30 protein-coding genes and 1 riboswitch are annotated in these 24,796 nt (G+C 72.0%); of the genes, 13 read left to right on the top strand and 17 right to left on the bottom strand.

Going from position 1 to position 24,796, the window contains the following annotated elements; all coding sequences use genetic code 11:
* Nucleotides 1-171 precede the first annotated feature (171 nt).
* The 5 genes from E1212_RS25580 (at nt 172) to E1212_RS25560 (ending at nt 4,057) form a co-directional block, all read left to right on the top strand.
* Nucleotides 172-807, top strand: a complete 636-nt coding sequence (locus E1212_RS25580; protein ID WP_131987746.1) for an HD domain-containing protein — start codon at nt 172-174, stop codon at nt 805-807.
* 68 nt (nt 808-875) lie between these two features.
* Nucleotides 876-1,328 carry a hypothetical protein gene (locus E1212_RS25575; RefSeq protein WP_131987744.1) on the top strand — a complete coding sequence of 151 codons (453 nt, stop codon included), beginning with the start codon at nt 876-878 and terminating at the stop codon, nt 1,326-1,328.
* Complete coding sequence (locus tag E1212_RS25570; protein WP_131987742.1) at nt 1,325-1,630, top strand: hypothetical protein; 306 nt, start codon at nt 1,325-1,327, stop codon at nt 1,628-1,630. The genes E1212_RS25575 and E1212_RS25570 overlap by 4 nt, the downstream gene beginning before the upstream one ends.
* Nucleotides 1,627-3,621, top strand: a complete 1,995-nt coding sequence (locus E1212_RS25565) for a DNA/RNA non-specific endonuclease (RefSeq protein WP_131987740.1) — start codon at nt 1,627-1,629, stop codon at nt 3,619-3,621. The genes E1212_RS25570 and E1212_RS25565 overlap by 4 nt, the downstream gene beginning before the upstream one ends.
* Nucleotides 3,622-3,634: 13 nt before the next feature.
* Nucleotides 3,635-4,057, top strand: coding sequence for a hypothetical protein (locus E1212_RS25560; RefSeq protein WP_131987738.1), 423 nt, complete (start codon nt 3,635-3,637; stop codon nt 4,055-4,057).
* Nucleotides 4,058-4,068: 11 nt separating this feature from the next.
* Here E1212_RS25560 and E1212_RS25555 read toward each other — a convergent pair whose 3' ends face one another.
* Entirely contained in the window at nt 4,069-4,326 is a 258-nt protein-coding gene (locus E1212_RS25555; RefSeq protein WP_131987736.1) for a DUF4031 domain-containing protein, read from the bottom strand.
* A gap of 100 nt (nt 4,327-4,426) precedes the next feature.
* Nucleotides 4,427-5,131, bottom strand: a complete 705-nt coding sequence (locus E1212_RS25550; protein WP_131987734.1) for a copper homeostasis protein CutC — start codon at nt 5,129-5,131, stop codon at nt 4,427-4,429.
* A 62-nt stretch (nt 5,132-5,193) separates the two neighbouring features.
* On the opposite strand from E1212_RS25550, the gene E1212_RS25545 reads away from it, so the two are divergent.
* Nucleotides 5,194-5,520, top strand: coding sequence for a hypothetical protein (locus E1212_RS25545; RefSeq protein WP_203417203.1), 327 nt, complete (start codon nt 5,194-5,196; stop codon nt 5,518-5,520).
* A 5-nt stretch (nt 5,521-5,525) separates the two neighbouring features.
* Here E1212_RS25545 and E1212_RS29670 read toward each other — a convergent pair whose 3' ends face one another.
* Together E1212_RS29670 and E1212_RS25540 are read right to left on the bottom strand one after the other, a co-directional pair.
* Complete coding sequence (locus E1212_RS29670; RefSeq protein WP_162605629.1) at nt 5,526-5,666, bottom strand: hypothetical protein; 141 nt, start codon at nt 5,664-5,666, stop codon at nt 5,526-5,528.
* Nucleotides 5,667-5,748: 82 nt separating this feature from the next.
* Complete coding sequence (locus E1212_RS25540; RefSeq protein ID WP_131987730.1) at nt 5,749-6,915, bottom strand: epoxide hydrolase family protein; 1,167 nt, start codon at nt 6,913-6,915, stop codon at nt 5,749-5,751.
* 62 nt (nt 6,916-6,977) lie between these two features.
* Between E1212_RS25540 and E1212_RS25530 the strand changes: the two genes are divergently transcribed.
* Nucleotides 6,978-7,946 (top strand): helix-turn-helix transcriptional regulator, encoded by a 969-nt coding sequence (locus E1212_RS25530; protein WP_162605628.1) that lies wholly within the window; start codon nt 6,978-6,980, stop codon nt 7,944-7,946.
* Here the strand turns inward: E1212_RS25530 and E1212_RS25525 are convergent.
* Both E1212_RS25525 and groL read right to left on the bottom strand, forming a co-directional pair.
* Nucleotides 7,940-8,362, bottom strand: a complete 423-nt coding sequence (locus E1212_RS25525; protein ID WP_131987726.1) for a pyridoxamine 5'-phosphate oxidase family protein — start codon at nt 8,360-8,362, stop codon at nt 7,940-7,942. The genes E1212_RS25530 and E1212_RS25525 overlap by 7 nt on opposite strands.
* A gap of 113 nt (nt 8,363-8,475) precedes the next feature.
* On the bottom strand, nt 8,476-10,104 hold the full coding sequence (gene groL, locus E1212_RS25520) for a chaperonin GroEL (protein WP_131987724.1): 1,629 nt from the start codon (nt 10,102-10,104) through the stop codon (nt 8,476-8,478).
* A 207-nt stretch (nt 10,105-10,311) separates the two neighbouring features.
* Between groL and E1212_RS25515 the strand changes: the two genes are divergently transcribed.
* Together E1212_RS25515 and E1212_RS25510 are read left to right on the top strand one after the other, a co-directional pair.
* Nucleotides 10,312-10,776 (top strand): hypothetical protein, encoded by a 465-nt coding sequence (locus tag E1212_RS25515; protein ID WP_131987722.1) that lies wholly within the window; start codon nt 10,312-10,314, stop codon nt 10,774-10,776.
* On the top strand, nt 10,773-11,660 hold the full coding sequence (locus E1212_RS25510; RefSeq protein WP_203417201.1) for a hypothetical protein: 888 nt from the start codon (nt 10,773-10,775) through the stop codon (nt 11,658-11,660). Before E1212_RS25515 ends, E1212_RS25510 begins: the two co-directional genes overlap by 4 nt.
* Nucleotides 11,661-12,335: 675 nt before the next feature.
* Here the strand turns inward: E1212_RS25510 and E1212_RS25505 are convergent.
* From E1212_RS25505 to E1212_RS25495, 3 genes are all read right to left on the bottom strand, one after another.
* Nucleotides 12,336-13,802 carry a phytoene desaturase family protein gene (locus E1212_RS25505; protein ID WP_131987720.1) on the bottom strand — a complete coding sequence of 489 codons (1,467 nt, stop codon included), beginning with the start codon at nt 13,800-13,802 and terminating at the stop codon, nt 12,336-12,338.
* 18 nt (nt 13,803-13,820) lie between these two features.
* A complete protein-coding gene (locus E1212_RS25500) occupies nt 13,821-14,255 on the bottom strand; it encodes a hypothetical protein (RefSeq protein ID WP_131987718.1) in 435 nt (144 codons plus the stop codon).
* Between the two features lie 63 nt (nt 14,256-14,318).
* A complete protein-coding gene (locus tag E1212_RS25495) occupies nt 14,319-16,685 on the bottom strand; it encodes an Ig-like domain-containing protein (RefSeq protein WP_131987716.1) in 2,367 nt (788 codons plus the stop codon).
* 135 nt (nt 16,686-16,820) lie between these two features.
* Here E1212_RS25495 and E1212_RS25490 point away from each other — a divergent pair, with 135 nt between their 5' ends.
* Together E1212_RS25490 and E1212_RS30155 are read left to right on the top strand one after the other, a co-directional pair.
* Nucleotides 16,821-17,546, top strand: a complete 726-nt coding sequence (locus E1212_RS25490) for a class E sortase (RefSeq protein ID WP_162605627.1) — start codon at nt 16,821-16,823, stop codon at nt 17,544-17,546.
* 4 nt (nt 17,547-17,550) lie between these two features.
* Nucleotides 17,551-17,706: a hypothetical protein gene (locus E1212_RS30155; protein WP_203417200.1), complete on the top strand. Its 156-nt coding sequence runs from the start codon at nt 17,551-17,553 to the stop codon at nt 17,704-17,706.
* A 416-nt stretch (nt 17,707-18,122) separates the two neighbouring features.
* On the opposite strand, the gene E1212_RS25485 is transcribed toward E1212_RS30155, so the two are convergent.
* From E1212_RS25485 to E1212_RS25455, 7 genes are all read right to left on the bottom strand, one after another.
* On the bottom strand, nt 18,123-18,407 hold the full coding sequence (locus E1212_RS25485; protein ID WP_131987712.1) for a ubiquitin-like small modifier protein 1: 285 nt from the start codon (nt 18,405-18,407) through the stop codon (nt 18,123-18,125).
* 2 nt (nt 18,408-18,409) lie between these two features.
* Nucleotides 18,410-19,657, bottom strand: coding sequence for a threonine synthase (gene thrC, locus E1212_RS25480; protein ID WP_131987710.1), 1,248 nt, complete (start codon nt 19,655-19,657; stop codon nt 18,410-18,412).
* A gap of 15 nt (nt 19,658-19,672) precedes the next feature.
* A riboswitch (SAM riboswitch) is annotated at nt 19,673-19,788 on the bottom strand.
* A gap of 92 nt (nt 19,789-19,880) precedes the next feature.
* On the bottom strand, nt 19,881-20,264 hold the full coding sequence (locus E1212_RS25475; protein WP_131987708.1) for a type II toxin-antitoxin system death-on-curing family toxin: 384 nt from the start codon (nt 20,262-20,264) through the stop codon (nt 19,881-19,883).
* Nucleotides 20,261-20,464 (bottom strand): DNA-binding protein, encoded by a 204-nt coding sequence (locus E1212_RS25470; protein WP_131987706.1) that lies wholly within the window; start codon nt 20,462-20,464, stop codon nt 20,261-20,263. The genes E1212_RS25475 and E1212_RS25470 overlap by 4 nt, the downstream gene beginning before the upstream one ends.
* A 28-nt stretch (nt 20,465-20,492) precedes the next feature.
* Entirely contained in the window at nt 20,493-21,275 is a 783-nt protein-coding gene (otsB, locus tag E1212_RS25465; RefSeq protein WP_131987704.1) for a trehalose-phosphatase, read from the bottom strand.
* A complete protein-coding gene (locus tag E1212_RS25460; protein WP_131987702.1) occupies nt 21,272-21,829 on the bottom strand; it encodes a LytR C-terminal domain-containing protein in 558 nt (185 codons plus the stop codon). Before E1212_RS25460 ends, otsB begins: the two co-directional genes overlap by 4 nt.
* 169 nt (nt 21,830-21,998) lie before the next feature.
* Nucleotides 21,999-22,244 carry a DUF3263 domain-containing protein gene (locus E1212_RS25455; protein WP_238992483.1) on the bottom strand — a complete coding sequence of 82 codons (246 nt, stop codon included), beginning with the start codon at nt 22,242-22,244 and terminating at the stop codon, nt 21,999-22,001.
* A gap of 77 nt (nt 22,245-22,321) precedes the next feature.
* Between E1212_RS25455 and E1212_RS25450 the strand changes: the two genes are divergently transcribed.
* Nucleotides 22,322-23,722, top strand: coding sequence for an alpha,alpha-trehalose-phosphate synthase (UDP-forming) (locus tag E1212_RS25450; protein WP_131987698.1), 1,401 nt, complete (start codon nt 22,322-22,324; stop codon nt 23,720-23,722).
* Between the two features lie 16 nt (nt 23,723-23,738).
* On the opposite strand, the gene E1212_RS25445 is transcribed toward E1212_RS25450, so the two are convergent.
* A complete protein-coding gene (locus tag E1212_RS25445; RefSeq protein WP_131987696.1) occupies nt 23,739-24,008 on the bottom strand; it encodes a hypothetical protein in 270 nt (89 codons plus the stop codon).
* 208 nt (nt 24,009-24,216) lie between these two features.
* Here E1212_RS25445 and E1212_RS30150 point away from each other — a divergent pair.
* On the top strand, nt 24,217-24,796 hold a 580-nt coding region (locus E1212_RS30150), incomplete at its 3' end, for a hypothetical protein (RefSeq protein WP_420814429.1).

The raw sequence follows: 24,796 nt of genomic DNA, 5'->3' as shown, positions 1-24,796 counted from the left end.
ACAGCGAGGACGAACGACCTTGACACCGCCGAACCACGGCACACACTGCAAAGACGGGAAGCCAACCAACCCGAACTGTCGCCCATGTCCCCGAACGCTTTGTCACCGATGTCTCCGGAACACACACTGCTATCACGACCCAGAAGATTGATGATCATGGGGCGGAGGAGAATGGGCGGCGTGGACGATCTCGAGCGGCGCTGGGCCGCGCTGGCCGGCGACTCCGCCGCGGCGACGGCGGCCGGCGCCGACCTGCTGGCCCGGTGGCGCGAGCCGCACCGGCAGTACCACTCGGCCACGCACCTGGCCGCCGTCCTCGCCGCCGTCGACGACCTGGCCGGCGACGCTGCCGACGCCGACGCCGTCCGGCTCGCCGCCTGGTTCCACGACGCCGTCTACGACGGGAGGCCGGGCGAGGACGAGGCGGCCAGCGCCCGGCTCGCCCGCGAGGTGCTGACGGCGCTGGACCGCCCGGCCGCGCTGGTCGACGAGGTCGAGCGGCTGGTCCTGCTCACCGCGGGCCACGACCCCGCGCCCGGCGACGCCAACGGCGCGGTGCTGTGCGACGCCGATCTCGCCGTGCTGGCCGGCTCGCCGCCGGACTACGCGGCCTACGCGGCCGCCGTCCGCGACGACTACGCGCACCTGTCCGACGCCGACTTCGCCGCCGGCCGGGCCGCGGTGCTGGCCGGGCTGCTGGACCGCCCGGCGCTGTTCCGCACCGAGACCGGGCGGCGGCGCTGGGAGGACTCGGCCCGGCACAACCTCGAGACCGAACTGGTCCTGCTCCGCGCCGCCGGCTCGTGACGATCGTCACGATCGTGACTACCATCTGACACCACGGCGCACACGGGCACCTGCACAGAGAGGGCGGCATGGGCAAGGCCGAGCAGCAGGAGCAAGTCGAACGCATCGTGCACCGCTTCGCGGACGTCGCGCCGCGCAACTGGGTGCGCCTCGTGGGCAACTGGGAGGCCTACACCGACCAGAGCGGCGAGCTCACTCTCAACTACCTCACGCTGGCAGTCGTCGACGGCGGCGACCGGTGGCTGTTCGGGCAGGTCGGCTACGACGAGCCGCTCTACGACCTCGTCGCGCAGCTGCAGCCCATGGCCGCCGCCGACGACCCCGACCACGCCTGGACCGTCCTCGACCTCGAGGTCGACCAGGACGGCACGTTCCGGGTCGAGTTCGGCTACGACCCGCCCAAACGGGCCCGCGGCGTCCTCGACGAGGAGTCGATGGGCCGATTCGAGACCTACCTCGACCGCTGGGTGGGCGAGCACGGCCCGCGACCCCCGGCTCGCCCGTCAGGAGGCCGGCCGTGACCACCGAGGAAGAGGCCACCGTCGCGAACCCGTACCGGGCGGCCATCGTCGGCCGGCGCGACCAGTCGCGGCCGTTCACCGAGGACTTCGCCACCGAGCTCGACGAGGCGGTCGCCGCCATGAACGCCGGCGCCTGGATCAGCACCGCCGCCGACACCTTCTTCGCCGAGCTCACCGGCCACGTCACCACGTGCGGCACGGCCGCCGCGGGCGCCATGGAGACCTATCGCAGCGCCATCGAGGGCCAGCCCGAGCAGGTGCCGATGAACTCGTGGCAGACGCACTGGCGGAACCTGCGATGAGCACGGCGTCGATCGACCTGGAGCAGATGGCCGGGCTGATCCGCGCCATGGAGAACGCGTCGACCGAGCTGGACGACCGGGTCGCCAGCGTTCGCGGGCACATGACCGACGTCTGGCTCTCCACCGACGAGCTCGACCGCGTCAACGGCGTGCTCACCTGGATCGGCGAGGAGCTGCCGGGCCTGCGCCGCCGGCTCGCGCTGGCCCGGCACATCGAGGCGCAGACGCCGGGCGTCCAGACGTACGCGCAGATCGACGAGTCGCAGATCTCCACCGCGACGCCCGAGGAGGCGCGCGAGCGGGCCGACCGCGCCGCCGAGCTGATCGACGACTACGGCGAGGGCGACGACATCCCGGAGGAACTGCGCGACCTGCTCGCCGAGAACGCCACCGACCCGTACTTCGCGCAGCGGCTGGCCGAGCAGGTGAGCCCCGAGGAGGTCTCGGACCTCGTCATGGACATGTCGGCCACCCGGCAGGGGATGGTCCAGAGCAGCATCGGGATGAGCCAGGACGTCGAGCGGATCGACGAGTTCGACGGGCAGTACGAGCAGTTCCTCGATGACCTCGGCACGTCGCTCGGGCTGGCCACGCAGAACACCGGCGACCTCGCGCTCGATCCCGAGTACGCCGACCGGTGGCTGCAGGCGATCATCGAGGAGAATCCCGAGACGATCGGGCAGGCCGGCGCGCTGAGCCTGGTCATCTCGCGCGGCACCTGGTCTGCCGACTTCCTCACCACCGTCGCCCAAGGCGTCTACGACTACGAGCGCGACGTCGACGAGCGCGACATGTGGTACAACCGCTCGTCCGGCGGCGGTGAGCTGTACGGCGCCATCGACCCCGTCCACGGCGACGACGAGGGCGCCCCCACCGGGTACTCGGTGCACTACGACCCGCTCGCCGGCATCATGGCCGCGGTCGGCCGCAGTCCGGCCGCGGGACACCAGCTGTTCGGGCAGGGCCCGACGGTCGAGATCGAGGCCGACGGCGAGACCGCCCAGGTCAACGCGTTCATGGAGTACTTGATCGCGCGTCGGCGCTGGCCGGTCGACGACGGCGCCGGCGCGCGCGAGGCGATCGCGGCGGCCATGACGCCGTTCGAGGGCGGCGACGTCATCAGCGCCGACATCGCGACCGACGCCCGGGCCATCGTCACCATGAAGGCCGAGGAGATCGAGGAGCGCGGCAGCGACACCAACTGGTTCTCCGAGATCGGGCACCTCGTCCTCGACGGCCTCGGGCTGATCCCCGTCGTCGGCGAGCCGGCCGACGCCGTCAACGCCGTCTGGTACGCCGCCGAGGGCAACGTCATCGACGCCGGCCTGTCCGGTGCGGCGCTGATCCCGTTCCTCGGCTGGGGCGCCACCGGCGGCAAGTGGACCCGGCGCGCCCTCACCGCCCAGGAGCTGACCATTCTCGGCCGGCTCGACAACGTACCGACCGGCTTCGACAACGTGAGCATGGTGGCCCGCGCCGACGGTGTCGAGCTGCCGACGTTCGAGTTCAGCGACCTGGCCGCGTTCAACCGCGCGGCCGACAGCGCGCACCCGAACGCCATCTACGTGTTCAACGGCGTCGCCTGGGAGACCGACGCGCTGGGCCGGCCGATCCGGGTCAGTGGCAGCCCGTCGGGCAGCGCGGCCGGCCGCAACCCGGGGGTGCAGCGGGGCATCGGGCACGAGGGCATCGACGGCGACGTCGGCTTCCACATCCTCGCCGACTCCCTGGGCGGGCCGACCAACCGGCTCAACGTGGTGCCGGGCAATGGCAAGCCCTTGGGCGACGGCCTGGCCAACCTCAATCAGGGCCAGTACGCGCAGATGGAGCGCTACCTGCGCGAGGCCCTGGGCAACAACCAGAGCGTCCAGGTCGACATCGTGCCGCGGTATCGGCCCGACAACACGACGACCCGGCCGGACTCCTTCCGCGTGCAGACCTGGGTCGACGGAGAGCTGCGCGAGTTCGATTTCGCCAACAGACCAGGTTAGGTAGGGTCGCGACGTGACACCGGAGCAGGAACGCACGCTCGACGAGATCATCGCCGTCTACCGCCGCTCGGCGCCCAAGGGCTGGCTGCGCATCGTCTGCCGCTGGGAGTGCGAGCTCGCGGCCGACGGCCTGCCCGACCGCGCCATGGCGCACGTGGTCATCGTCGACGACGGCGGCACGCTCGGCCAGGTGCAGTTCCCCGAGCCCGACGACCTCGCGTTCGTGGCCGGCGACTTCCATGCCGACCTCACGCGCGAGACGGCCGGCGGCAAGCTCTCCGTCGACCTGCTCATCGACCGCGACACCCACCACCTGACGCTCACCGAAGAGCCGTCCCGGATGCTGCACGGCGACTGGGCCGACTCCCGCGAGCGGGTGCACCAGTACCTCGACCGGCACCGCGACGAGCTGACGGCGCTGGCCGCGCGCGGATAGTCGCCGGGCCGCTAGCGGAGCTTGCGGCGGCGCAGGCCGGCCGCGATGAGCCGGGCCACCAGGTCGCGGCTGCGCATCGGCACCGCGCCCGCGTCGACGGCGCGCTGATAGTCCTTCTCCGGCAGGTCGTAGTGGTCGCCGTCGAAGCCGCGGGCGGGCAGGCCGAGGGCGACGGCGAACTCGTGCAGTTCCTCGAACGACTCGTCCGACGCCAGGTGCGACCACAGCCGGCCGTGACCCGGCCAGGCCGGCGGATCGACCATGATCATGCGGTCGTGCTCCTCACAGCGCCGCTCAGGGCAGCATCGACGCTCGGGCCGGGCAACGCAGACCCGTGCTCGGCCGGCCTCCGAAGCGGCGGACCGGCCCTCACAGGGCCGCCGCCACGGCGTCGTCGACGAGGATGCGCCACGACCGCACCAGGGCGGCGTCGACGTAGGCCTTCCAGGAGCCGCCCGGGCGGACCCGGCTGCCGACGTGGAACTGCCGGACGCCGGCGCGGGCCAGCCAGGGCACGTGGTCGGGCTCGAGCCCGCCGCCGGCCATGATGACGCTCGCCGCCCGGTGCGACCCCGTCGCGCGCGTGCACAGCTCGTCCAGGCCGGAGCCGACGCCGCGCGCGGATCCGGCGGTCAGGACGGCGTCGAGGCCCGGCAGCCCGGGCACGACCTCCCACGCCTCGTCGAGGTCGAGGCAGTGGTCGATGGCGCGGTGGAACGTCCACGGCCGGCCGTCGAGCTCGTCGGCCAGGGCCAGCGTGGCCTCGACGTCGATCTCGGCGTTCAGGCCGAGGAAGCCGAGGACGAAGCCGTCGGCGCCGGCGTTCGCGAGCTGGTGCGCGGCGATGCGCAGCCGGGCCAGCTCCGAGCCGCTGGTCGAGAACCCGTCGTTGGCGCGCAGCATGACCCGCAGCGGCAAGTCGCAGGCGCGCTTGAGATCGCGAACGGTCTCGAGAGACGGGGTCAGGCCGTCGGAGTCCATGTCGGCGACGACCTCGAGGCGGTCGGCGCCCCCGTGGACCGCGCCGGGCACGTCACCCGGACCCAGGGCGATGACCTCCAGGAGCGGGCGCACGGGGATAGTGTGCCAGCGAATCGGCGTCTCATGGCACCATCGGTGCCGTGGTCGACGACGTCATGCTCGCGGCGCGGGCGCTGGTCCTGCGCGATCTCGGCGCGCGCCGGCTCGACGTCGCCGCCGCGGTCGACGTCCTCGACGCCGCGCTGAGCGAACGGCGCTGGTGGGTGGAGCAGTGGCCCGAGGGCGCCGCGTTCGTGGCGGGCCAGCTGGCCCAGGACGTGCAGGACCGCCTGCTCGACGCCGGGGTGGGTCGATGGCCGTCGTGTACGCCGTGCACCGAGGACGAGCCGCACGAACTGCGGATCGAGCCCGACCTGGGGCCCGATCCGCAGTGGGTGTGCGAGAAGACCGGCCGGCCGGTCGCGCCCCTGGGGGCGCTGTAGGCCGGTCAGGCCGCGTGTACCCGCGCGTGCCGTTCGTCGTCGACGGCGACCCAGCGCAGCTCCGCCCGCGGGCGGCCGGAGATGTCGGTCACCGTCACCCAGCGGGCCACGAGCGTGGGGCGCTGGACCTCTGTCGCTGTCAGCATGTCCACTCCTTAGGCCACGTTCAAGGCGGGTACTGTTCACCTTCTGTTCACCTAGCGTACCAGGTTTGTTCGCCCGCCGCGCTCAGCTCAACGACGCGAAGAACTCCTTGACGTCGGCGGCGAGCAGCTCCGGCACCTCCTGTGCGGCGAAGTGGCCGCCGCTGCCGAACTCGGTCCAGCGCACGACCGTGCCCAGGGGGTCGACGAGGTGGCGGATCGAGGTGTCGGCGGCGAACACGGCGACCGCACCCGGCGGCGGGGCCGGCGCGTCGGCGTTCCACTCCTGATCCTCGTGCTGCTCGCCGGCGCCGGCCATGAACTGCTTGAACGCCTGCATGCCCTCGTAGACGACGTGCGCGGCGGTGGCGCCCGTACCGGTGAACCAGTACAGGCTGACGTTGGTCAGCAGCCGGTCGCGGCCGACGGCGTCCTCGGGCAGCTCGGCGGCGGGGTCGGTCCACTCGCGGAACTTCTCCGCGATCCAGGCCAGCTGCCCGACCGGCGAGTCGGCGAGGCCGTAGGCCAGCGTCTGCGGCCGGGTGGCCTGCTGCACGAGGTAGCCGATGCCGTCCTCGCGGAACGCGTTGAACCGCTCGGCCCGCGCCTTCTCGGCGTCGCTCAGCCCGTCCAGCTCGGCCGGCGGGCCGAAGGGGTACGGCGCCGGGCCGTTGACGTGGGTGCCGATGACCCGGTGCGGGTGCAGCATCGCCAGCATGCCGACCACGCCCGCGCCGACGTCGCCGCCCTGGGCCGCGAACCGGTCGTACCCCAGCCGGGTCATCAGCTCGGCGACAGCGCCGGACACCCGGAACAGGTTGCCCCAGCCGGGCCCGGACAGCGTCGAGAAGCCGAAGCCGGGCAGCGACGGGATCACCAGGTGGAACTCGTCGGTGAGCAGCGGGATCAGGTCGAGGAACTCGACGACGGAGCTCGGCCAGCCGTGCATCAGCAGCAGCGGCGTCGCGTTCTCGTTCGCCGAACGGACGTGCAGGAAGTGCAGGTCCTGGCCGTCGACGGTGGTGATGAACTGCGGGTGGGCGTTGAGCTCGGCCTCGGCGGCGCGCCAGTCGAACCCGTCGCGCCAGTAGCCGGCCAGCGCCTTCAGGTAGGGAACCGGGACGCCGCGCTCCCAGCCGGTGCCGGGGATCTCGGCCGGCCAGCGGGTGTTCGCCAGCCGGGCACGCAGGTCCTCGATCTCGGCGTCGGTGATCTGGATGCGGAAGGGGCGGATCTCCGTGGAGTTCGTCATGTGCCCACTGTCTCGGCAATCGCGGCCAGTTACGGGCCGCAATTGCTGCCAGAATCACGGACATGGTGGAAACCTCGGCCCGGCTGCTGCGGCTGCTGTCGCTGCTGCAGCTCCGGCGCGACTGGGCGAGCGCCGACCTCGCCGACCGGCTGGGCGTCGCCGTCCGGACGGTGCGCCGCGACGTCGAGCGGCTGCGCACGCTCGGCTACCCCGTCGACTCCACGCCCGGAGTGTCGGGCGGCTACCGGCTCGGATCGGGGGCGGACATGCCGCCGCTGCTCCTCGACGACGAGGAGGCGGTCGCCGTCGCCGTCGGGCTGCGGACGGCCGCCGGCGGGTCGGTCACCGGCATCGAGGAGACATCGGTGCGGGCGCTGGCCAAGCTCGAGCAGGTGCTCCCGGCGCGGCTGCGGCACCGGGTGGCGGCGCTGTCGTCGGCGACGGTGCCGCTGCCGGCCGGCGGGCCGACGGTCGGCCCGGATGTGCTGACGGCGATCGCGGCCACAGTCCGCGACCACGAGCGGCTGCGCTTCGACTACGTCGGCCACGACGGCGGCTCGTCGCGCCGCGAGGTCGAGCCGCACCGGCTGGTCAACCGCGGCCGGCGCTGGTACCTGGTTGCCTGGGACGTCTCGCGCGGCGACTGGCGCACCTTCCGGGTCGACCGGATGACGCCGAAGATCCCCACCGGGCCGCGGTTCACCCCGCGCGAGGCCCCCGGCGGCGACATCGCCGACTTCGTCACCCGCGGCCTCGACCTCGCCGTCTGGCGCTACCGCGCCAGCCTCCGGCTGCACGCCCCGGCGGCTGCGGTCGCGAGCAGGCTCCCGCCGGTCGTCACCGTCGAGCCCGAGGGCGAGGACCGCTGCGTCATTCACGCCGGCGCCGACAGCTACGCGATGCTCGCCGTCTACGCCACCATGCTCGACGTCGACTTCGAGGTGCTGGACCCGCCCGAGTTCGCCGACCACCTGCGCCGTCAGGCCGCCCGCTACCTCCGCGCCGCCGGGAGCGCCCCGAGCGGTCAGTAGTGGTACCGGCGCACCCGCTCGGGGTGGATGACGATCCGCACCTGGTCCTCGGCCAGGATCGCGGCGAGGGCGTCCGCGTGCTCGGGGTCGTCCCAGTACCGGGCGGCCAGCCGGGCACACAGGTCGTGCGCGCCGTCGGGCTCGACCGTGGCCGGCCCGGCGACCGACACCCAGCGCTCGCGCTCACCCACGGGCGCCGCGACGACGATCGAGGCGCGCGGGTCGCGGCGCAGGTGCCGGACCTTGACGGTGTCCGGGCCGGTGAACAGCTGGATCGTGCCCTCGGCAGTGGCCTCGAACCACACCGGTCGCGGCTGCGGCGGCACCGGCCCGCCGGCCAGGGACAGGAAGCCGCGCAGGGGACGGCGGAGGAACTCGAGGTCGACGGTGGTCAGCGCGGTCGCGTCGGTGCTCATCACGGCCCTTCCGAACGGCGGGTGCGGAACGCGGACGAGGGCGGCACCGCCGGCCGGAGCCGGGGTACCGCCCTCGTACGGGTGGTGCGTGTGGTGCTGTGAAGCGGCCGGACTCAGAAGTCCATGCCGCCCATGCCACCGCTGGGGTCGGCCGGAGCGGCGGCGGCCTTCTCCGGCTTGTCCGCGACGACGGCCTCGGTGGTGAGGAACAGACCGGCGATCGAGGCGGCGTTCTGCAGCGCGGAGCGCGTCACCTTGACCGGGTCGTTGATGCCCTCGCCGAGCATGTCGACGTACTCGCCGGTGGCGGCGTTGAGGCCGTGCCCGACCGGAAGGCCGCGCACCTTCTCGGCCACGACGCCGCCCTCGAGACCGGCGTTGACGGCGATCTGCTTCAGCGGCGCCTCGACGGCCACCTTGACGATGTTGGCACCGGTGGCCTCGTCGCCCTCGAGCTCGAGCTTCTCGAACGCAGCCGCACCAGCCTGGATGAGGGCCACGCCGCCACCGGCGACGATGCCCTCCTCGACGGCCGCCTTGGCGTTGCGCACGGCGTCCTCGATGCGGTGCTTGCGCTCCTTGAGCTCGACCTCGGTCGCCGCGCCGGCCTTGATGACGGCCACGCCGCCGGCCAGCTTGGCGAGCCGCTCCTGCAGCTTCTCGCGGTCGTAGTCCGAGTCGGAGTTCTCGATCTCGGCACGGATCTGCGAGACGCGACCGGCGATCTGGTCCGGGTCGCCCGCACCCTCGACGATGGTGGTCTCGTCCTTGGTGACGACGACCTTGCGGGCCTGGCCCAGCAGGTCCAGCGTCGCGTTCTCGAGCTTGAGGCCGACGGTCTCGCTGATGACCTGGCCACCGGTGAGGATGGCGATGTCCTGCAGCATGGCCTTGCGGCGGTCGCCGAAGCCCGGAGCCTTGACGGCGGTGGACTTGAAGGTGCCACGGATCTTGTTGACCACCAGGGTCGCCAGGGCCTCGCCCTCGACGTCCTCGGAGATGATCAGCAGCGGCTTGCCGGCCTGCATGACCTTCTCGAGCAGCGGCAGCAGGTCCTTGACGTTCGAGATCTTCGACTCGACCAGCAGCACGTAGGCGTCCTCGAGGACGGCCTCCTGGCGCTCCGGGTCGGTGACGAAGTAGCCCGAGATGTAGCCCTTGTCGAAGCGCATGCCCTCGGTGAGCTCGAGCTCGAGGCCGAAGGTGTTGCTCTCCTCGACGGTGATGACGCCTTCCTTGCCGACCTTGTCCATCGCCTCGGCGATGAGCTCGCCGATCTGCGAGTCGCCGGCCGAGATCGACGCGGTGGCGGCGATCTGCTCCTTGGTCTCGACCTCACGCGCGGTCGACAGCAGCTGCTCGGCGATGGCCTCGACGGCCTTCTCGATGCCGCGCTTCAGCGCGATCGGGTTCGCACCCGCGGCCACGTTGCGCAGGCCCTCGCGGACCAGCGCCTGGGCCAGCACGGTCGCCGTGGTCGTGCCGTCACCGGCGACGTCGTCGGTCTTCTTCGCGACCTCCTTGACGAGCTCGGCCCCGATCTTCTCCCACGGGTCCTCGAGCTCGATCTCCTTGGCGATCGACACGCCGTCGTTGGTGATCGTGGGGGCGCCCCACTTCTTCTCCAGAACGACGTTGCGACCCTTCGGGCCGAGGGTGACCCTGACGGCGTCGGCGAGAGAGTTCATGCCGCGCTCGAGGCCACGCCGCGCCTCTTCGTCAAAGGCAATGATCTTTGGCATGGGTTCCTGGTCCTCCCATAGCGGGTGGAAGTTTCGGTTCGACGCCCGCGACGGACGGCCGCCGACTCCCGGCTCCTGTCACCGGGACATCCGCGGCCTCGCCGAGCCGAAGTCCTGTCACTCTCACCTTGAGAGTGCTAACTACGTGTTTAGCACTCTACCTAGGAGAGTGCAAGCGCGTGCCTATACCTCGTATACTCGCGCGCTGTGAGTTCCGAACCGGCCGTCCGGCGTCTTTCCCGGCGGGGCCTGGTGTGGCGGCTCGGCGTCACCGGCATGGCCCTCGTGACCCTGACCATGGGCCAACTCCAGGACACCAACGACTACTTCCCGCTCGGATCGTTGTCGCAGTACGCCACTCCGCGCGACCTCGACGGCGCCGTCCGCTCCGTCTACATGATGGCCGACACCGAGAGCGGCGAGCGCGTTCGCGTCCCGCTGAACCCGCAGGGCGTCGGCGTGGGGCGGGCCGACATCGAGGCGCAGCTCGACCGCATCGTCGACGACCCGTCCCTGCTGCAGTCCATCGCCGACGCGTGGACCGACCTGCACCCCGGCGCCGACCCGTACGTGCGGCTGTACGTCATGCGCAGCACCTACCAGCTGAAGGACGGCATCCAGCAGGGCGAGCCGGACATCGAGCAGCTCACCACCTGGGAGGTGCGGCGATGAGCCGCGGGCTGTCCGCCGGTCGCGCCGTCGTCGGCTGGTGGACCCGGCCCGTCCCGCTGGCCCGGGTGGCCGTGCTGCGGGCCGCCATCTACCTGTTCGTCCTGTATGACATCTTCCAGCTCACCAACGACGTCATCCCCATGGCGCACGCGCCGGAGCTCTACCACCCCACCTGGGTGGGCCGGGTGCTGCCGCTGCCGGAGCCGTCGCTTCTGCTGGCGCACGTCCTGCAGATCGTCATCGTGGCCGGCTGCCTGGTCGCGGCGACGGGGTTCCTGCCCCGCATCGCCGGCTGGATCGTCGCGCTGGCGTACTTCCAGTGGATGGTGTTCAGCCAGGGCTACGGCTACGTGTCGCACGACCACCTGGCGCTCATGGTCGCCGTCGTCGTGCTGCCGACCATCGGCCGAGCCCGGTTCACCGACACCGACTCGAGCGAGCCGGCCGGCTGGGCGTTCCGCTGCATCCAGGTGGCGACCATCGCGACCTACTTCGCGTCGGCCATCGTGAAATGGGTGCGCAGCGGGTCGCCGGCCACGTGGGCCAACGGCGCCGTGTTCATCTGGGCGATCATGCGGCGCGGCTCCGACCTCGTCCGCTGGACCATCGACTACCCGTGGCTGCTGATCATCGCCCAGTGGGGGCTGATCCTCATCGAGTTCCTGTCGCCGGTGGTGCTGTGGCTCAAGGGCAAGGCGCTGTACCTGGCGGTCGTGACGTTCGTCGGCTTCCACCTGATGACCTACCTCGCGCTCGGCATCCACTTCCTGCCGACGGTCATCTGCTGGCTGGCGTTCCTGCCCCTGGAGCGACTGGTCCCGTTCGCGCAGCGGCTGATCGGCGGCCTGCGCCGCCGTCCCCCGGTCCCGTCGGGCACCGCCTGAGGTTTCGCCGGGGTTGTGAGGTTTGGCTCCCCGTCCCCCTTGCTGCCCATTCTCTTAACCCCGGGCACCCGCCTCAAGCCGGCGCCCTCTGTGGTCACCCCGCCGCTGTGCTCGCGGGGCTTCGGCTTGACCCGGGCACCCGGGGCCCAAGAACGGGCAGCTATCAGGGGGACGGGGAGACCCTGGGCACGCCTCACCGTTTTCGCGTGCCCGTTTCGCCCCGGTTCGCCGGACTGTGCACCGCGATGATCATCGGCGATCCGCTACATCACCAGGCCTTCTGCCACATCACCAGGCATGCAGGCCTCGTGAAGCGGCAGAAAACCTCGTGACGGCCCCGCGAACACCGCCAAATCCCACCATGCGGACGCACGCGGGCCCGCTAGGACCCGCTCCCGTCGCCAGACTCCCCCGGCCCCCTGATAGCTGCCCGTTCTTAGGCCCCGGACGGGCGGGTCAAGCGGACCCCCACGGCGCGAAGCGCCACCAGGGTCCGCTTGAGGCGACCGTCCGGGGCTAAGAGAATGGGCAGCAGGGGGACGGGGGAACCACCCAACCCCACGACCCCGGCGGCGTGCAAGCACAGAGCGCGCGGACTTGAGGGCACCCGCGCGGCTCAAGAGAATGGGCAGCAGGGGGACGGGGCCACCCAACGCAACCCCACGCACCCCGAGATCACGGGGCGAGCGACGGGACCGTACGGATGCCGAACCGGGTCTTCAACGCGCGCTTCGCGGCGTAGAGGCCGCCCATGCCGTGCACCGCGGGCCCGGGCGGAGTGGAGCCGGAGCAGAGGTACACGCCGGGGATCGGGGTGGCGAACGGGTTCCACTTGATGGAGGGCCGGGCGAAGATCTGCCAGAGGTTCATCGCCCCCGCGGCGATGTCGCCGTCGCGGTAGTTGGCGTTGTGGTCGGCCATCTTCGAGGCCGGGATGGTGTGCCGCTCGACGACGAGGTCGCCGAAACCGGGCGCGAACCGCTCGATCTGCGCCTGGACGGCGTCGCCGACGTCGATGCCGGACCCCGCGGGCACGTGGGCGTAGGTCCAGAACGGCCGCAGCCCGGCCACCTCGCGGCCGGAGTCGAAGACGGCGGGATCGGAGGCGAGCACCATGGGGCGATCGGCGTGCCGGCCGGCCGCCACCTCGGCCTCGGCGTGCGACATCTCGGCCAGGGTGCCGCCGACGTGGATGGTGCCGGCCCGCCGGACCTCGGGATGCGCCCACGGCACCGGGCCGGACAGCACGAAGTCGACCTTGGCGGCGGCGTTGCCGGCCTTGAACCGGTCGATGGAGCGCCGGTACCGCGCCGGCAGCTCGTCGCCCAGGATGCCTGCCAGGGTCCACGGATTGGTGTCGAACAGATAGGCGCGCGCCTTGGGCAGCTGCGCCATCGAGGTGACCTCGACGCCGGTGTGGACGGTGCCGCCGTGCGCCTCGAGGTCGGCGACCAGGGCGTCGACGATGGCCTGGCTGCCGCCGACCGGCAGCGGCCAACCCGGCGAGTGCGCCAGCGCGCCCAGCGAGAGCGCCGTGCCGGCCGCGGTGAGCGTGGGGATGCGCGAGATGGCGTGCGCCGCAACACCCATGAGCAGGGCCGGCGCGACCTCGTCCTTCCAGCGGACCGTTCCGAGCGCGCTGCCCTGCTCGAGCATGGTGAGCGCGAACTGCGCCGACGTGAGCAGGTCGGGCGGCAGGCTGCGGCGGTCGGACAGCGCCAGCTCGACGACGGCGGGAGAGTGCCGCACGAGCGGGCGCATGAGCCGGCGCCAGGCGCGGCCGTCGCGGCCGAGACCCTCGACGGTGCGGTCGAGGTCGCGGTAGGCGATGCCGGCCCGGCCGCCGTCGAGCGGCTGCGCGTAGGAGACGTCGGGGTAGTTCAGCCGCACGCCGCGCGCGGCGAGGTCGAAGGCGCGGAAGAACGGCGACGCGGCGGCCATGGGGTGCACCGCCGAGCAGACGTCGTGGACGATGCCCGGCGCGAGCCCGAGATCGAGGGTGCGGGCGCCGCCGCCGATGGTCCGCTGGGCCTCGAAGACCTGGACCCCCAGGCCGGCCCGGGCGAGCACCACGGCCGCCGCCAGCCCGTTCGGGCCGGACCCGACGACGACGGCATCAACCTGCTCCGATGCCTTCACCATCTCATCCTATGTCCGCGCTCAGCGCGGTGTGGGAGGAGGCGTCATCTCGTCGTCGTACAGCAGCCGGCCGCTCGGCGCGACCAGCAGGCTCGCATCGGTGAGCAGCGCGTCGCGCAGACCGGCCGGCGTCATGCCGTTGAGCTCGGCGACGCGGTCGAGCCGCTCGCCCAGGGCGTCGATGGCCTCCTGCCCGCCCATCGGCCCGGGCAGCAGCTCGCTCCGCCCGCCCGGCGCGAGGGTGCCGGTGGCCGACGGCGTCGGCCGCGGCTGCGCGGGTGGCTGGCCCGTCGCGGCCTCCGACGGCACCGCCAGCCTGTCGCCGCCCACCCCGTCGCCGTCGCCGGACCGGCTGGTCAGCCAGACCGCCGCGACGACGGCGAGCGCCACCACGACAACGGCGGCGGCCACGGCCGGCACGCTGGTGCGGTGCTGCTTCGCGGTGGAGTCGGCCACGTGCGTCAGACCTCCTTCACCAGGTCTGACGCACGAGCGTCGCCGCAGGTTTCGCCGGAGGCGTCAGCCGGTGACGCCGCGGCGGGTGCGTGCGTACAGCGCCGCGCCCAGGCCGAGCAGGACCACGCCCGCGAGCAGCACGAGCCGGTGGGCGGAGGCGCCGGTGTCGGGCAGGTGGAGGCCGTCGTCGCCGCCGTCCTCGGCGCCGTCGTCCGACCCGTCGTCGTCGCCGGCGGCCCCGTCGTCGCCGGTCGCGACATCGACGGTGAACGTCAGCGAGTCGGTCGGCGCCGAGGTGGTGCCGTTGATCGCCTGGACCGCGCTGACCGAGCACTCGCCGTTGGGCAGCTCCTGGCCGGGCGTGAACGCCCAGGCGCCCTCGCCGTCGACCTCGGTGCCGCCGGCCCAGGCGTCCTCGCCGCACGTGATGCCCAGCTCGACGGCGGCGCCCGGAACGCCCTCGCCGCTGAACGTCGGCGTGGCCGTGGTGGCGGTGTCGCCGTCGACCGGCCGCACGATCGTGGGCGGGCCGACCGGCACGACGACGGTGACCGACGCGGTCTCGGGCACGACGACGTCGCCGACCGTCTGCTGCGCGGTGACCGTCGACTCGCCGAGCGGCAGGTCCGTGCTGAGCACGATGCTCCACGTGCCCTCGTCGTCGGTGGTGCCCTCGCCCGCTGCCTGGTCGCCGACGGTGAGCGCGACCGTCGAGCCCGGCTCGGCCGAGCCGGTGATCTCGACCGGCGCCGGCTGGACCTCGTCGCCGTCCTCAGGCGAGATGATCGTGACGGGCGCGGCGTCGAACTCGGCCGCCGTGCCGCTGACGGTGTAGTGGCCCAGGCTGCCGTACGCGGTGTAGCCGGAGCCGTGGGCCGGGGTGTTGGCGGCCGGGTCGCCCTGGCCGGTGCCGCTGACCCGCACGTGGTACACGCCGGCGCCGACCTCGGCCTCGAGCTGGGCGTTGAGCCCGTTGGCCGTGCGGTCCGCGGGCGGGCTGGCGGGGTCGGTGCCCGACTCGGGGTCGGCCTCGGAGACCAGCTCGCCGGCGCCGTCGATGAGCTCGAGGCGCAAGTCGAGGTTCTGGCCGACGGAGGCGCCCTCGGCCGCGACGGTGACCGGGCCGCCGCCGGTGACGAACGTGAACACGTCGCGCTCGCCGGACCGCTCGATGACGCCGGTGGCGGTGAAGTCGCCGCCGGTGGTGTCCAGCGCGCTCGCCTCGTCGAGCACGCCGCCGTGGTCGTCGGCGGCGTAGGCGGCGCGGTCGGCGTAATGGAACTCGAGGGTCAGCGGGTCGCCGGCGGGGTCGCAGGTGCCCTGGCCGTTCGGCTTGTAGACGCTGTCGCCCGGCTGCGGGCTGTCGGGGTCGTCCGCGTCGGTGCAGTACGGGTCCGGCCACATCTGGTCGCCGTCGTAGACCATGAACGTCTGCAGGACGGTGCCGGTGGCGGTGATCTCGGCGAGGTCGTCCTCACCGGAGTGGGTGGCGCCGGCGTAGTCGCCGGGCGACCACTGCGACAGCGGCGCGGACCACGGGGCGCCCATGATCGGCCCCCACAGCGAGTCCGGCTCGGCCTGCGTGTCGCCGTAGTACTCGTCGTCGCCGATGCCGTCGTGGTTGAGGCCGAACGTGTGGCCGACCTCGTGCGAAACGATGTTGCCGACGTCGGGCGCGTTGCTGTCGCGCGCGACCGGCGCGAAGATCATGGCCGGCGACAGGAACGCGTTGCCGAAACCGCCCGCCCAGGCCCGGCCGCCGGCGTCGGCCGCCGGCTCGATGTCCGTGGTGTCGGTGACGACCGCCGTCATGCCGTACTCGCCGTCGTCGGGCGAGGTCTTGTGCAGCGCGTCGGCGCCCGGGTCGGTGGTGGTGACGTTGACGTCGAACGGCGCGTAGTCCTCGGCCACTCGCGCCCACACCTGGTACACGTAGGCGGCATCCGTGGCCGCCGCGTTCGGGGCCAGCTCGAACACGTCCTGGTCGTAGTAGCGGTTCCACTCGGTGTTCCGGATGGTCGCGCCGTCGAAGTCGAGATAGACGGTGTACGGCGCGCCCGGCCTCGACCCGACGGCGGGGTCACCCGGAACGTCGGCGGCCGGCGCCACCGGGTCCGCCGCGCCCGGACCGTCCGCGGGTGCCTCGAACTCGTCGGTGTAGGACAGCACGCCACTGGCGCCGACGACGGCGCGGCCGGACTCGACGAGCTCGCGGACGGTGTCGACGGTGAGGCCGGCGCGGTCGGCGGCCGTCTCGAGGGTGTCGGCCAGCAGCTCGGCTGCCGACAGGTCGACGAGCTCGGTGAGGTCGGGGAGGTCGGGGAGACCGTCGGTGGCTGCCGCCGTCGGCGCGGTGCCGGCGAAGGCGAGCACGAACGCGCCCGTCGCCGCCGCCACGGCCGTCAGCCGCCGCGGAGTTCCGCGATTCATGACTTCATATCTCCTGATTCACCTGATTCTCAGGGCATACGCTCGACGCACGGTAGCAGAGCGGATCGGCCGGTTCGGGGGGCTCTGATGAGATCAAGTCCCGGGCCGCCGGGGTCGCCGGTTAGGCTCTTGGGCATGCATCGCAAGGCGGCCAAGGGGCGCCGCAGAGCCTCCGCCCGGAACAGACCACAGCAGCCGGCCAAGCGCAACGTCGCCGCCCTGATCGCGGGAGGCGTCGGCGAGCTCATGCTCACCGCGGGCGCCGTCGTGCTGCTCTTCGTGGTCTACACCCTGTGGGGCACCGGCATCCAGACCGCCAACGCGCAGGACGACCTCCGCGACCAGCTCGGCCTCGAAGCCGGGCAGCTCGAGAAGGAGCCCATCCCGCTCGACGAGCTCGAGGTGGGCGACGCCTACGGCCTCATCCGCATCCCCCGCTTCGGCGAGGACTGGGAGTGGATCATCGTCCAGGGCACCGAGGACTCCGACCTCAAGAACGGCCCCGGCCACTACCTCGACAGCGTCGACCCCGGCGAGGTCGGGAACTTCTCCATCGCCGCGCACCGTTCGGGACACGGCGAGCCGTTCGCAGACTTCCCCGAGCTGGAGGTCGGTGACATCGTCGAGATCGAGACGAGCGCCGGCACGTTCCTCTACCAGCTCGACGACGCACCGAACGGCGACCCCGACGGCAACCGCATCGGCATCAGGGACAGCTGGGTCGTCGACCCGGTGCCGGGCGAGCCCGAGGAGACCGAGCCCACCGAACGGCGCATCACACTCACCACGTGCTGGCCGCGCTGGGGCTCGTCACACCGTATGTACGCGACCGGCATCCTGATCGGCGGAGAGGAAGTCTAGACAGATGTACGCCTGGATCTGGCGGCACCTGCCGGGACCGTGGCCCCTTCGGCTGCTCATCTACGTCATCCTGATCGCTGCGATCATCTACGCGCTGTTCATCTGGGTCTTCCCCTGGGCTGAGGACGCGTTCAACATCAGTGAGGTGACGGTCGGCTGATCTGTGCCTCCCGCACAGGCCAGAAGCCGCGTCGCAACATCAGTGAGGTGACGGTCGGCTGATCTGTGCCTCCCGCACAGGCCAGAAGCCGCGTCGCAACATCAGTGAGGTGACGGTCGGCTGATCTGTGCCTCCCGCACAGGCCAGAAGCCGCGTCGCAACATCAGCGAGGTGACGGTCGGCTGATCTGTGCCTCCCGCACAGGCCAGAAGCCGCGTCGCAACATCAGTGAGGTGACGGTCGGCTGATCTGTGCCTCCCGCACAGGCCAGAAGCCGCGTCGCAACATCAGTGAGGTGACGGTCGGCTGATCTGTGCCTCCCGCACAGGCCAGAAGCCGCGTCGCAACATCAGCGAGGTCACCGTCGGCTGACGGTACCTCGCCCCGGCGTACGTGGCGTCGGCGAGCGTGGGGCGTCAGCCGCCGGCGACCGCCGGGATGACGGAGATCTTCGCGCCCGACGGCGTGGGCGTCTGCAGGCCCGAGGCGAACCGGACGTCGTCCTCGTTCACGTAGACGTTGACGAACCGGCGGATCTGGCCGGTGTCGTCGAGCACGCGCGCGCCGATGCCCGGGTAGGCGGCGTCCAGCGCCCCCAGCACGTCGGCGAGGGTGGCGCCGTCGGGCACCTCGACGGTGACGTCGGACTCGCCCTTGGTGTACGTGCGCAGGATCGTCGGGACTCGTACGGCGACGCTCATGGTCAGCCTCCGTTGACGAGGCTGTGGAACGCCTCGGTAGTAGGTGCGATGGTGCCGGCGGGGCCGACCACGGACGAGACGGCGTCGAGGGTCTTGAGCCCGTCGCCGGTGTTGAAGACGACGGTCTCGGCGCCGGGGTCGAGCTTCCCCTCGCGCAGCAGCTTGGCCAGGACGGCGACGGTGACCCCGCCCGCGGTCTCGGCGAAGATCCCCTCGGTGCGGGCCAGCAGCCGGATGCCGTCGACCACCTCGTCGTCGCTGACGTCCTCGACCGCGCCGCCCGTGCGCCGCGCGACGTCGAGCACGTACGGCCCGTCGGCGGGGTTGCCGATGGCCAGCGACTTCGCGATGGTGTCGGGGCGCACCGGGCGGACGACGTCGTGGCCGGCCTTGAACGCGGCCGACACCGGCGAGCAGCCGGTGGCCTGCGCACCGAAGATGGCCGGCGCCTCGCCCTCGACCAGGCCGAGCTGCACCAGCTCGCGGAAGGCCTTGTCGACCTTGGTCAGCTGCGAGCCGCTCGCCACCGGGATGACGACCTGCTTCGGCAGCCGCCAGCCCAGCTGCTCGGTGGTCTCGTAGCCCAGCGTCTTGGAACCCTCGGCGTAGTAGGGCCGCACGTTGACGTTGACGAACGCCCAGTCGTCGTGCTCGCCGGCCAACTCCGACGCGAGCCGGTTGACGTCGTCGTAGTTGCCCTCGACGGCGACCAGCGTGGTGCCGTACACGGCGCTGGTGGTGATCTTCGCCTGCTCGAGGTTGCTCGGGATGAACACGTAGCTGGTGATGCCGGCCCGGGCCGCTGCCGCGGCGACCGCGTTGGCGAGGTTGCCGGTGGACGGGCAGGCCAGGACGGTGAAGCCCAGCTCGCGCGCCGCCGCCAGCGCGACCGCCACCACACGGTCCTTGAACGAGTGCGTGGGGTTCGCGGCGTCGTTCTTGATCCACAGATCCTTGAGGCCGAGCTCGCGGGCGAGGTTGTCCGCGCGGACCAGCGGGGTGAACCCCGGGTCGGTGTTCGGGATCTCGGCGACGTTCTCGGGCACCGGCAGCAGGTCGCGGTAGCGCCAGATGGACCGCGGGCCGCTCTCGATGCGCTCGCGCGTGATGGTGCCGAAGTCGTAGGCCACCTCCAGCGGTCCGAAGCACTCGAGGCAGGCGTAGTACGGGCCGAGCTCGACGGTGGTGCCGCACTCACGACATGAGAGATGCGTGGCGCGCCCCAAGGAGGTGGTGCTGGTGACGGTCATGCTGCTGCGGATCCCTTCTCATCTCTCCCGCTCGGGTGAGCGGGCCGGAATTGGCACCGTCACCGCGCTGGTCGACGCGGACGGTTGCCGGAGCTTCGACGGGCCGGTCCCTCGGCTCCTCTGGATGAGGACAACTGACGGTCACACTACGTGGCGCATCTGGATCCAGACAGGATTAGTCCACGATGCGGGACAATTCTGTATCGCATCGTGGATGGTCTTGTCAGTCGAGCGGCGTGACGTTCTCCGCGAGCCAGGCCGCCATCTCTGCCAACTCGAGCTTCCCCTCTGCGACTTCGATCATGAAGTCGTAGGCCACAATCTGGTCGACATCGAGCAGACTCAAGCCGTTTTCGAGCAGGACGACCGGGGTCGCAGCCCAAGCCAGTCGCTCGTTGCCATCGATCAGTGGATGGTTGCGCGCCAAGGACTCGAGCACTGCCGCAGCTTTGGTCGGCACATCTGGGTACGCATCGGCGTCGAACATCGACGCCTGCGGCCTATGAACTGCGGAATCCAGTAGTCCGAGGTCGCGGACCTCTGCGGGACGATCCAAGATCTCCTCGGCGACAGCCAACACGTCCACAAGACTGAGGTAGACGGTCACTCGGCAAGCCGGGCCAGCAACTCGGCGTGGCGCTCCTTGACCACTCGGGCGAGGCCGCGGACATGCTGGTCACGGTCGGAACTCTCGGCTCGCTCCAGGATCGCCAGCCGAGCAACCTCCTGCATGGACCGGTGCTCGCGCTCGGCCTGTCGCCGCAGGATCTCGGTCTCTTCCTCGGTGAGTCGAAGTGTCATCGCCATGCCGTCATGATTCCGCGGTGATACCGCCTCAGTCGAGTGCGGCGAGCTCGCTCAGCAGTTCCTGGACCCCGGGCGGGCCGGGGACGACGACGTCGGCCGCGGCGCGCAGCTCGGCGGAGGCCTCCTTTGCGTCGGAGCAGACGACCAGCCCCGCATCGATCGCGCCCGACGACGCCAGCTCGCGCACCGCCGTCACCGCGGGCAGGTCGCCGAGGTCGTCACCGGCGTAGAGGATGGCCGCGGCGCCGGTCTCGGCGACCAGGGAGCGAATGGCCACGCCCTTGTCGACGCCCACGGGCCGCAGCTCGAGCACGAACCGCCCGGGGGTGACCTGCAGCCCGGCCTCGGAGGCGACGGCGTCGGCGTGCGGCCGGAGCTCGGCCAGGGCGGCGGCGGGGTCGGCCGCGGAGCGGGTGTGCAGCGCCACCGAGTGGTGCTTGTCCTCGACGGTGACGCCGGGCCGGGCGGCGGCCAGCTCGGCGACCCGGCGGCGCGCCACCTCGACGCCGTCGTCGCTGGCGGGGGTGCTCAGCGTCCCGTCCGACCAGCGCTGCAGGCCGTAGTGGCCGAGCACGACCAGCCCGGGCACGCCGGCCAGCGACCCCAGCCGGACGGCGTCGGCGGCGGGCCGGCCGGTGACGACGGCGACCCGGGCCACTCGCGCGGCGACCGCCGTCAGGACGTCGGCGGTGCCGGGCAGCGCGACCGCGCTCGCGGGGTCGGGGACGATGGGCGACAGGACGCCGTCGAAGTCGAGGGCCACGAGCGTGCGGCCCAGCAGGCCCGACAGGCGTCGCAGCTCGGGCGTCACTCCGTCTCGACCTCGTCCAGGTAGTCCTCGGCCAGCACGACGACCAGGCGGGTGTCGTTGAACGGCTCGACGGTGGGGCGCACGCGGCCGATCTCGGGGAACTGCTCCACCAGGGCCTCGGCCGCCTCTTCCATCCCTTCGGGCACGTAGACCGTGGTCTCGGGGACGGTGCCGGTGAACTCGCTCATCGCCGCGACCTCCCAGCCGCCGTCCTGGAACCGCTCGCTGGCCTGTTCCTCGATGCCGGGCTCGCCGGTCTGGTTCAGCACGCCGAGCGGCTCCACGACGTCGGGGTCGGCCGTGACCGGCTCGCTCGGCTCGTCGGTGGGATCGTCCGTGGGCGCCTCGGTGGGCGGCGGCTCGGTGGCCGGCGGTTCCGTGGCGGGCGGCTCCGTGGCGGGCGGCTCGGTGCCGGCGGTGTCGCCCGCCGCGACGTCGTCGGGCCCGCTGTCCTCGACGTCGTCGCCGAAGTACCAGAGCAGAACGAGGACGACGGCGACGGTACCGACGAGCGCGACGAGGGACGGCCAGAGCCGCTGGAGCCGGTCACTCATCGTCACAGCTTTCCTTTTCCTTGCGAGACTCGCTTCCGCCAGGGACCTCGCGGTCGGCCTTGGCCAAGGTCAGGAGAGTACGCCACGCGCCTGTGCGGAGGCGAGGCACCAGGGCTCTGGCGCCGGTGATCAAGATCAGCGACACTGTCGTATGGACTGGCGCGGCCGCTCATGCCTCCGCAGCGAGCGGGCGTCGCGAACCCGAGCGCAGCCGGCGCGAACGCTGCCGCCGCAGCCGCCGCACCAGCAACGGGTCGTGGGCCAGCGCCTCGGGCCGATCGATCAATGCGTTGAGCAGTTGGTGGTAACGCGTGGCCGACATGGCGAATTCGTCGCGGATGGCTTGTTCCTTGGCTCCTGGGTACTTCCACCAGCGGTGCTCGAAGTCGAGGATCTTGCGCTCGTGGGAGTCCATGTCAGCCATCGTAGGCAAGGGCTGTGACAACCACGCAACACCACTCGGTTACCGTTGTCGGCACGAGGAGGCCCCATTTGTCCACGACTGGAACGAGTAGCTTCGTCGTAGTCGCCAATCGGCTGCCGGTCGACCGCGTATCGACGGCCGATGGCGCGACCAGCTGGCGCAGGAGCCCCGGCGGCCTGGTCACCGCCCTGGCTCCGGTGATGCGGGCCTACGACGGCGCCTGGGTGGGCTGGACCGGCTCCCCCGACGACGCGCCGGACCCGTTCTCGACCGACGACATGGACCTCGTCGCCGTTCCCATGTCGGCCGAGGAGATCGCCCTCTACTACGAGGGGTTCTCGAACGCCACGCTCTGGCCGCTGTACCACGACGTCATCGTCCAGCCGGAATACCACCGCGAGTGGTGGGACGCCTACCGCGCCGTCAACCGGCGCTTCGCCGAGGCCGCCGCCTCGGTCGCCGCCGAGAACGCCGTCGTGTTCATCCAGGACTACCAGCTGCAGCTGGTGCCGCAGTTGCTGCGCGGACTGCGCCCCGACCTCAAGATCGGCTTCTTTCTGCACATCCCGTTCCCGCCCACGGAGCTGTTCGCCCAGCTGCCGTGGCGCCGGCAGATCCTCGAAGGCCTGCTCGGCGCCGACCTCGTCGGTTTCCAGCGGGCCGGAGCCGCCCGCAACTTCGAGTCGCTGGCCGAGGCGTTCACGACGGCGGTCGTGCGCGACGACGCCCTCGTGCTCGAGGACGGCCGCGAGGTGCTGGCTCGGGCGTTCCCCATCTCGATCCAGGTCGAAGAGGTGGCCCGGCTGGCCGAGGACCCCGAGGTCCGGCAGCGCGCGGCCACCATCCGCGAAGAGGTCGGCTCGCCGCGGCACATCCTGCTCGGCGTCGACCGCCTCGACTACACGAAGGGCATCGGTCACCGGTTCAAGGCGTTCGGCGAGCTGCTCGCCGAGGGCGCCATCACGCCGGACGAGGCCGTCCTCGTCCAGGTCGCCACGCCCAGCCGCGAGCGGGTCGAGGCCTACCAGACACTCCGCGACGACATCGAGCTGCAGGTCGGGCGCATCAACGGCGACTACAGCCGCATCGGCCACCCCGCCGTGCACTACCTGCACTCGTCGTACGACCGCTCCGAGCTGGTGGCGCTGCTGCTCGCCGCCGACGTCATGGTGGTCACGCCACTGCGCGACGGCATGAACCTGGTGGCCAAGGAGTACGTCAGCGCCCGCTCGGATCTGCGCGGGGCGCTGGTGCTGTCGGAGTTCGCCGGCGCCGCCGACGAGCTCGGCGACGGCGCCTTCCTGGTCAACCCGCACGACATCGACGGCGTCAAGCGCACCATGCTGACCGCGATGCGCATCGACCCGGCCGAGGCCGAGCAGCGGATGAAGCTGCTGCGCGACCACGTCACCAGCCACGACGTCTCGCGCTGGGCCACGGAGATCCTGACCGCGCTGCGGGCGATCTGATCCCGGCCCGGCGGCGTCAGCGGCGGTCGTCGCGCTCCGGCTCGGCCTCGGTGTAGGCCAGCCAGGCCTGCGTGTCGGCGGAGTCGACGGCCTCGGGCGCGGTGGCGGCCGGCTCGGCGAGCGCGGCCAGCCGCTGCTCCGCCGCCTCGACGTTGCGCAGCTCCATCTGGGCGAGAGCCATGAGGTCGCGCAGGCCCTCGGCGCCGAAACGATCGCGCACGTTCATGACGGCGGAGGTCACCATGGGGTCGACTTCGGGGGTCTGGGGCTGCAGTCGTGGGTCCATCGATCACTCCCGGGAACGGTGACTCATAGTCGGGACGTACCGTAACCCGCGTCGCCGCGGGCGCGGGCGCCGACCCGGCTGCGGGCGTCACCGGCGGGCCGCCGTGACAGGATCGAGCCACATCGACGATGATGTGGCTGCACAGGCCTGAGGGACACGGGGGTGACGTCCGGCCTGCCCCGGAGTCTCCCAACGATACGGTGGTCGATTGCTCCCACGACGGTTCGCCCTCGTCCGCCACGTCGACTACACCGGTGTGTCCGGGGTCGGGGTGGTGGCCTACGGCGTCGTCTTCGCCGACGGCCACGTCGCGCTGCGCTGGGCCTCGACCCACCCCGCCACCAGCCTGTGGAGCTCCATCGACGACCTCGTGGCGGTGCACGGCCACGGCGAGGCCACCAGCATCGAGTGGCTCGACCCCGCCACCGACCCGTTCGCCGCGCCCGCCGCATCGCGCGGCGCCGGCCGCCGGGCGCGGCGCGTCAGCCCCGATCCCGCGGTCCCGGAGCCCATCGTCGAACCCGACGTCACCCGGCCCACGCGGCCCATCTCGATCGACCCGGAGCCGGAGCCGGCTCCGGAGGCCGTGAGCCGCCCCGAGCCCGCTGCCCGGCCGGAGGCCGCGGTCCGCCCCGAGCCGGGCCGGCCCGACCCCGTCCGGCCGGAGCTGCTGGGTCTCCGCCGCGCCGAACCGCTGCAGCCCAGGTCGCAGCAGCCGGAGCCCGCCGCCTCGGCGCCGCCGGCCGCCGCCCCGGCCCCGACCGCGGCTGACGCCGTCGCCACCCCGG

Origin of the sequence: Jiangella ureilytica, assembly GCF_004348545.1 — a bacterium.
Classification (GTDB): Bacteria; Actinomycetota; Actinomycetes; order Jiangellales; family Jiangellaceae; genus Jiangella; species Jiangella ureilytica.
The sequence above is the reverse complement of the archived record's forward strand: the minus strand, read 5'-3'. Positions and strand labels throughout refer to the sequence as shown.

Coding starts and splice junctions, on each gene's coding strand:
- E1212_RS25525 (WP_131987726.1), bottom strand. CDS start 8,362: ATGAGCACCGACGCGACCGCGCTGACCACCGTCGACCTCGAGTTCCTC.
- E1212_RS25505 (WP_131987720.1), bottom strand. CDS start 13,802: ATGGTGAAGGCATCGGAGCAGGTTGATGCCGTCGTCGTCGGGTCCGGC.
- E1212_RS25530 (WP_162605628.1), top strand. CDS start 6,978: ATGGTGGAAACCTCGGCCCGGCTGCTGCGGCTGCTGTCGCTGCTGCAG.
- E1212_RS25580 (WP_131987746.1), top strand. CDS start 172: ATGGGCGGCGTGGACGATCTCGAGCGGCGCTGGGCCGCGCTGGCCGGC.
- E1212_RS25510 (WP_203417201.1), top strand. CDS start 10,773: ATGAGCCGCGGGCTGTCCGCCGGTCGCGCCGTCGTCGGCTGGTGGACC.
- thrC (WP_131987710.1), bottom strand. CDS start 19,657: ATGACCGTCACCAGCACCACCTCCTTGGGGCGCGCCACGCATCTCTCA.
- E1212_RS25460 (WP_131987702.1), bottom strand. CDS start 21,829: ATGAGTGACCGGCTCCAGCGGCTCTGGCCGTCCCTCGTCGCGCTCGTC.
- E1212_RS25495 (WP_131987716.1), bottom strand. CDS start 16,685: ATGAATCGCGGAACTCCGCGGCGGCTGACGGCCGTGGCGGCGGCGACG.
- E1212_RS29670 (WP_162605629.1), bottom strand. CDS start 5,666: ATGCTGACAGCGACAGAGGTCCAGCGCCCCACGCTCGTGGCCCGCTGG.
- E1212_RS25545 (WP_203417203.1), top strand. CDS start 5,194: ATGCTCGCGGCGCGGGCGCTGGTCCTGCGCGATCTCGGCGCGCGCCGG.
- E1212_RS25575 (WP_131987744.1), top strand. CDS start 876: ATGGGCAAGGCCGAGCAGCAGGAGCAAGTCGAACGCATCGTGCACCGC.
- groL (WP_131987724.1), bottom strand. CDS start 10,104: ATGCCAAAGATCATTGCCTTTGACGAAGAGGCGCGGCGTGGCCTCGAG.
- E1212_RS25470 (WP_131987706.1), bottom strand. CDS start 20,464: ATGGCGATGACACTTCGACTCACCGAGGAAGAGACCGAGATCCTGCGG.
- E1212_RS25565 (WP_131987740.1), top strand. CDS start 1,627: ATGAGCACGGCGTCGATCGACCTGGAGCAGATGGCCGGGCTGATCCGC.
- E1212_RS25490 (WP_162605627.1), top strand. CDS start 16,821: ATGCATCGCAAGGCGGCCAAGGGGCGCCGCAGAGCCTCCGCCCGGAAC.
- E1212_RS25455 (WP_238992483.1), bottom strand. CDS start 22,244: ATGGACTCCCACGAGCGCAAGATCCTCGACTTCGAGCACCGCTGGTGG.
- E1212_RS30155 (WP_203417200.1), top strand. CDS start 17,551: ATGTACGCCTGGATCTGGCGGCACCTGCCGGGACCGTGGCCCCTTCGG.
- E1212_RS25540 (WP_131987730.1), bottom strand. CDS start 6,915: ATGACGAACTCCACGGAGATCCGCCCCTTCCGCATCCAGATCACCGAC.
- E1212_RS25555 (WP_131987736.1), bottom strand. CDS start 4,326: ATGATCATGGTCGATCCGCCGGCCTGGCCGGGTCACGGCCGGCTGTGG.
- E1212_RS25485 (WP_131987712.1), bottom strand. CDS start 18,407: ATGAGCGTCGCCGTACGAGTCCCGACGATCCTGCGCACGTACACCAAG.
- E1212_RS25445 (WP_131987696.1), bottom strand. CDS start 24,008: ATGGACCCACGACTGCAGCCCCAGACCCCCGAAGTCGACCCCATGGTG.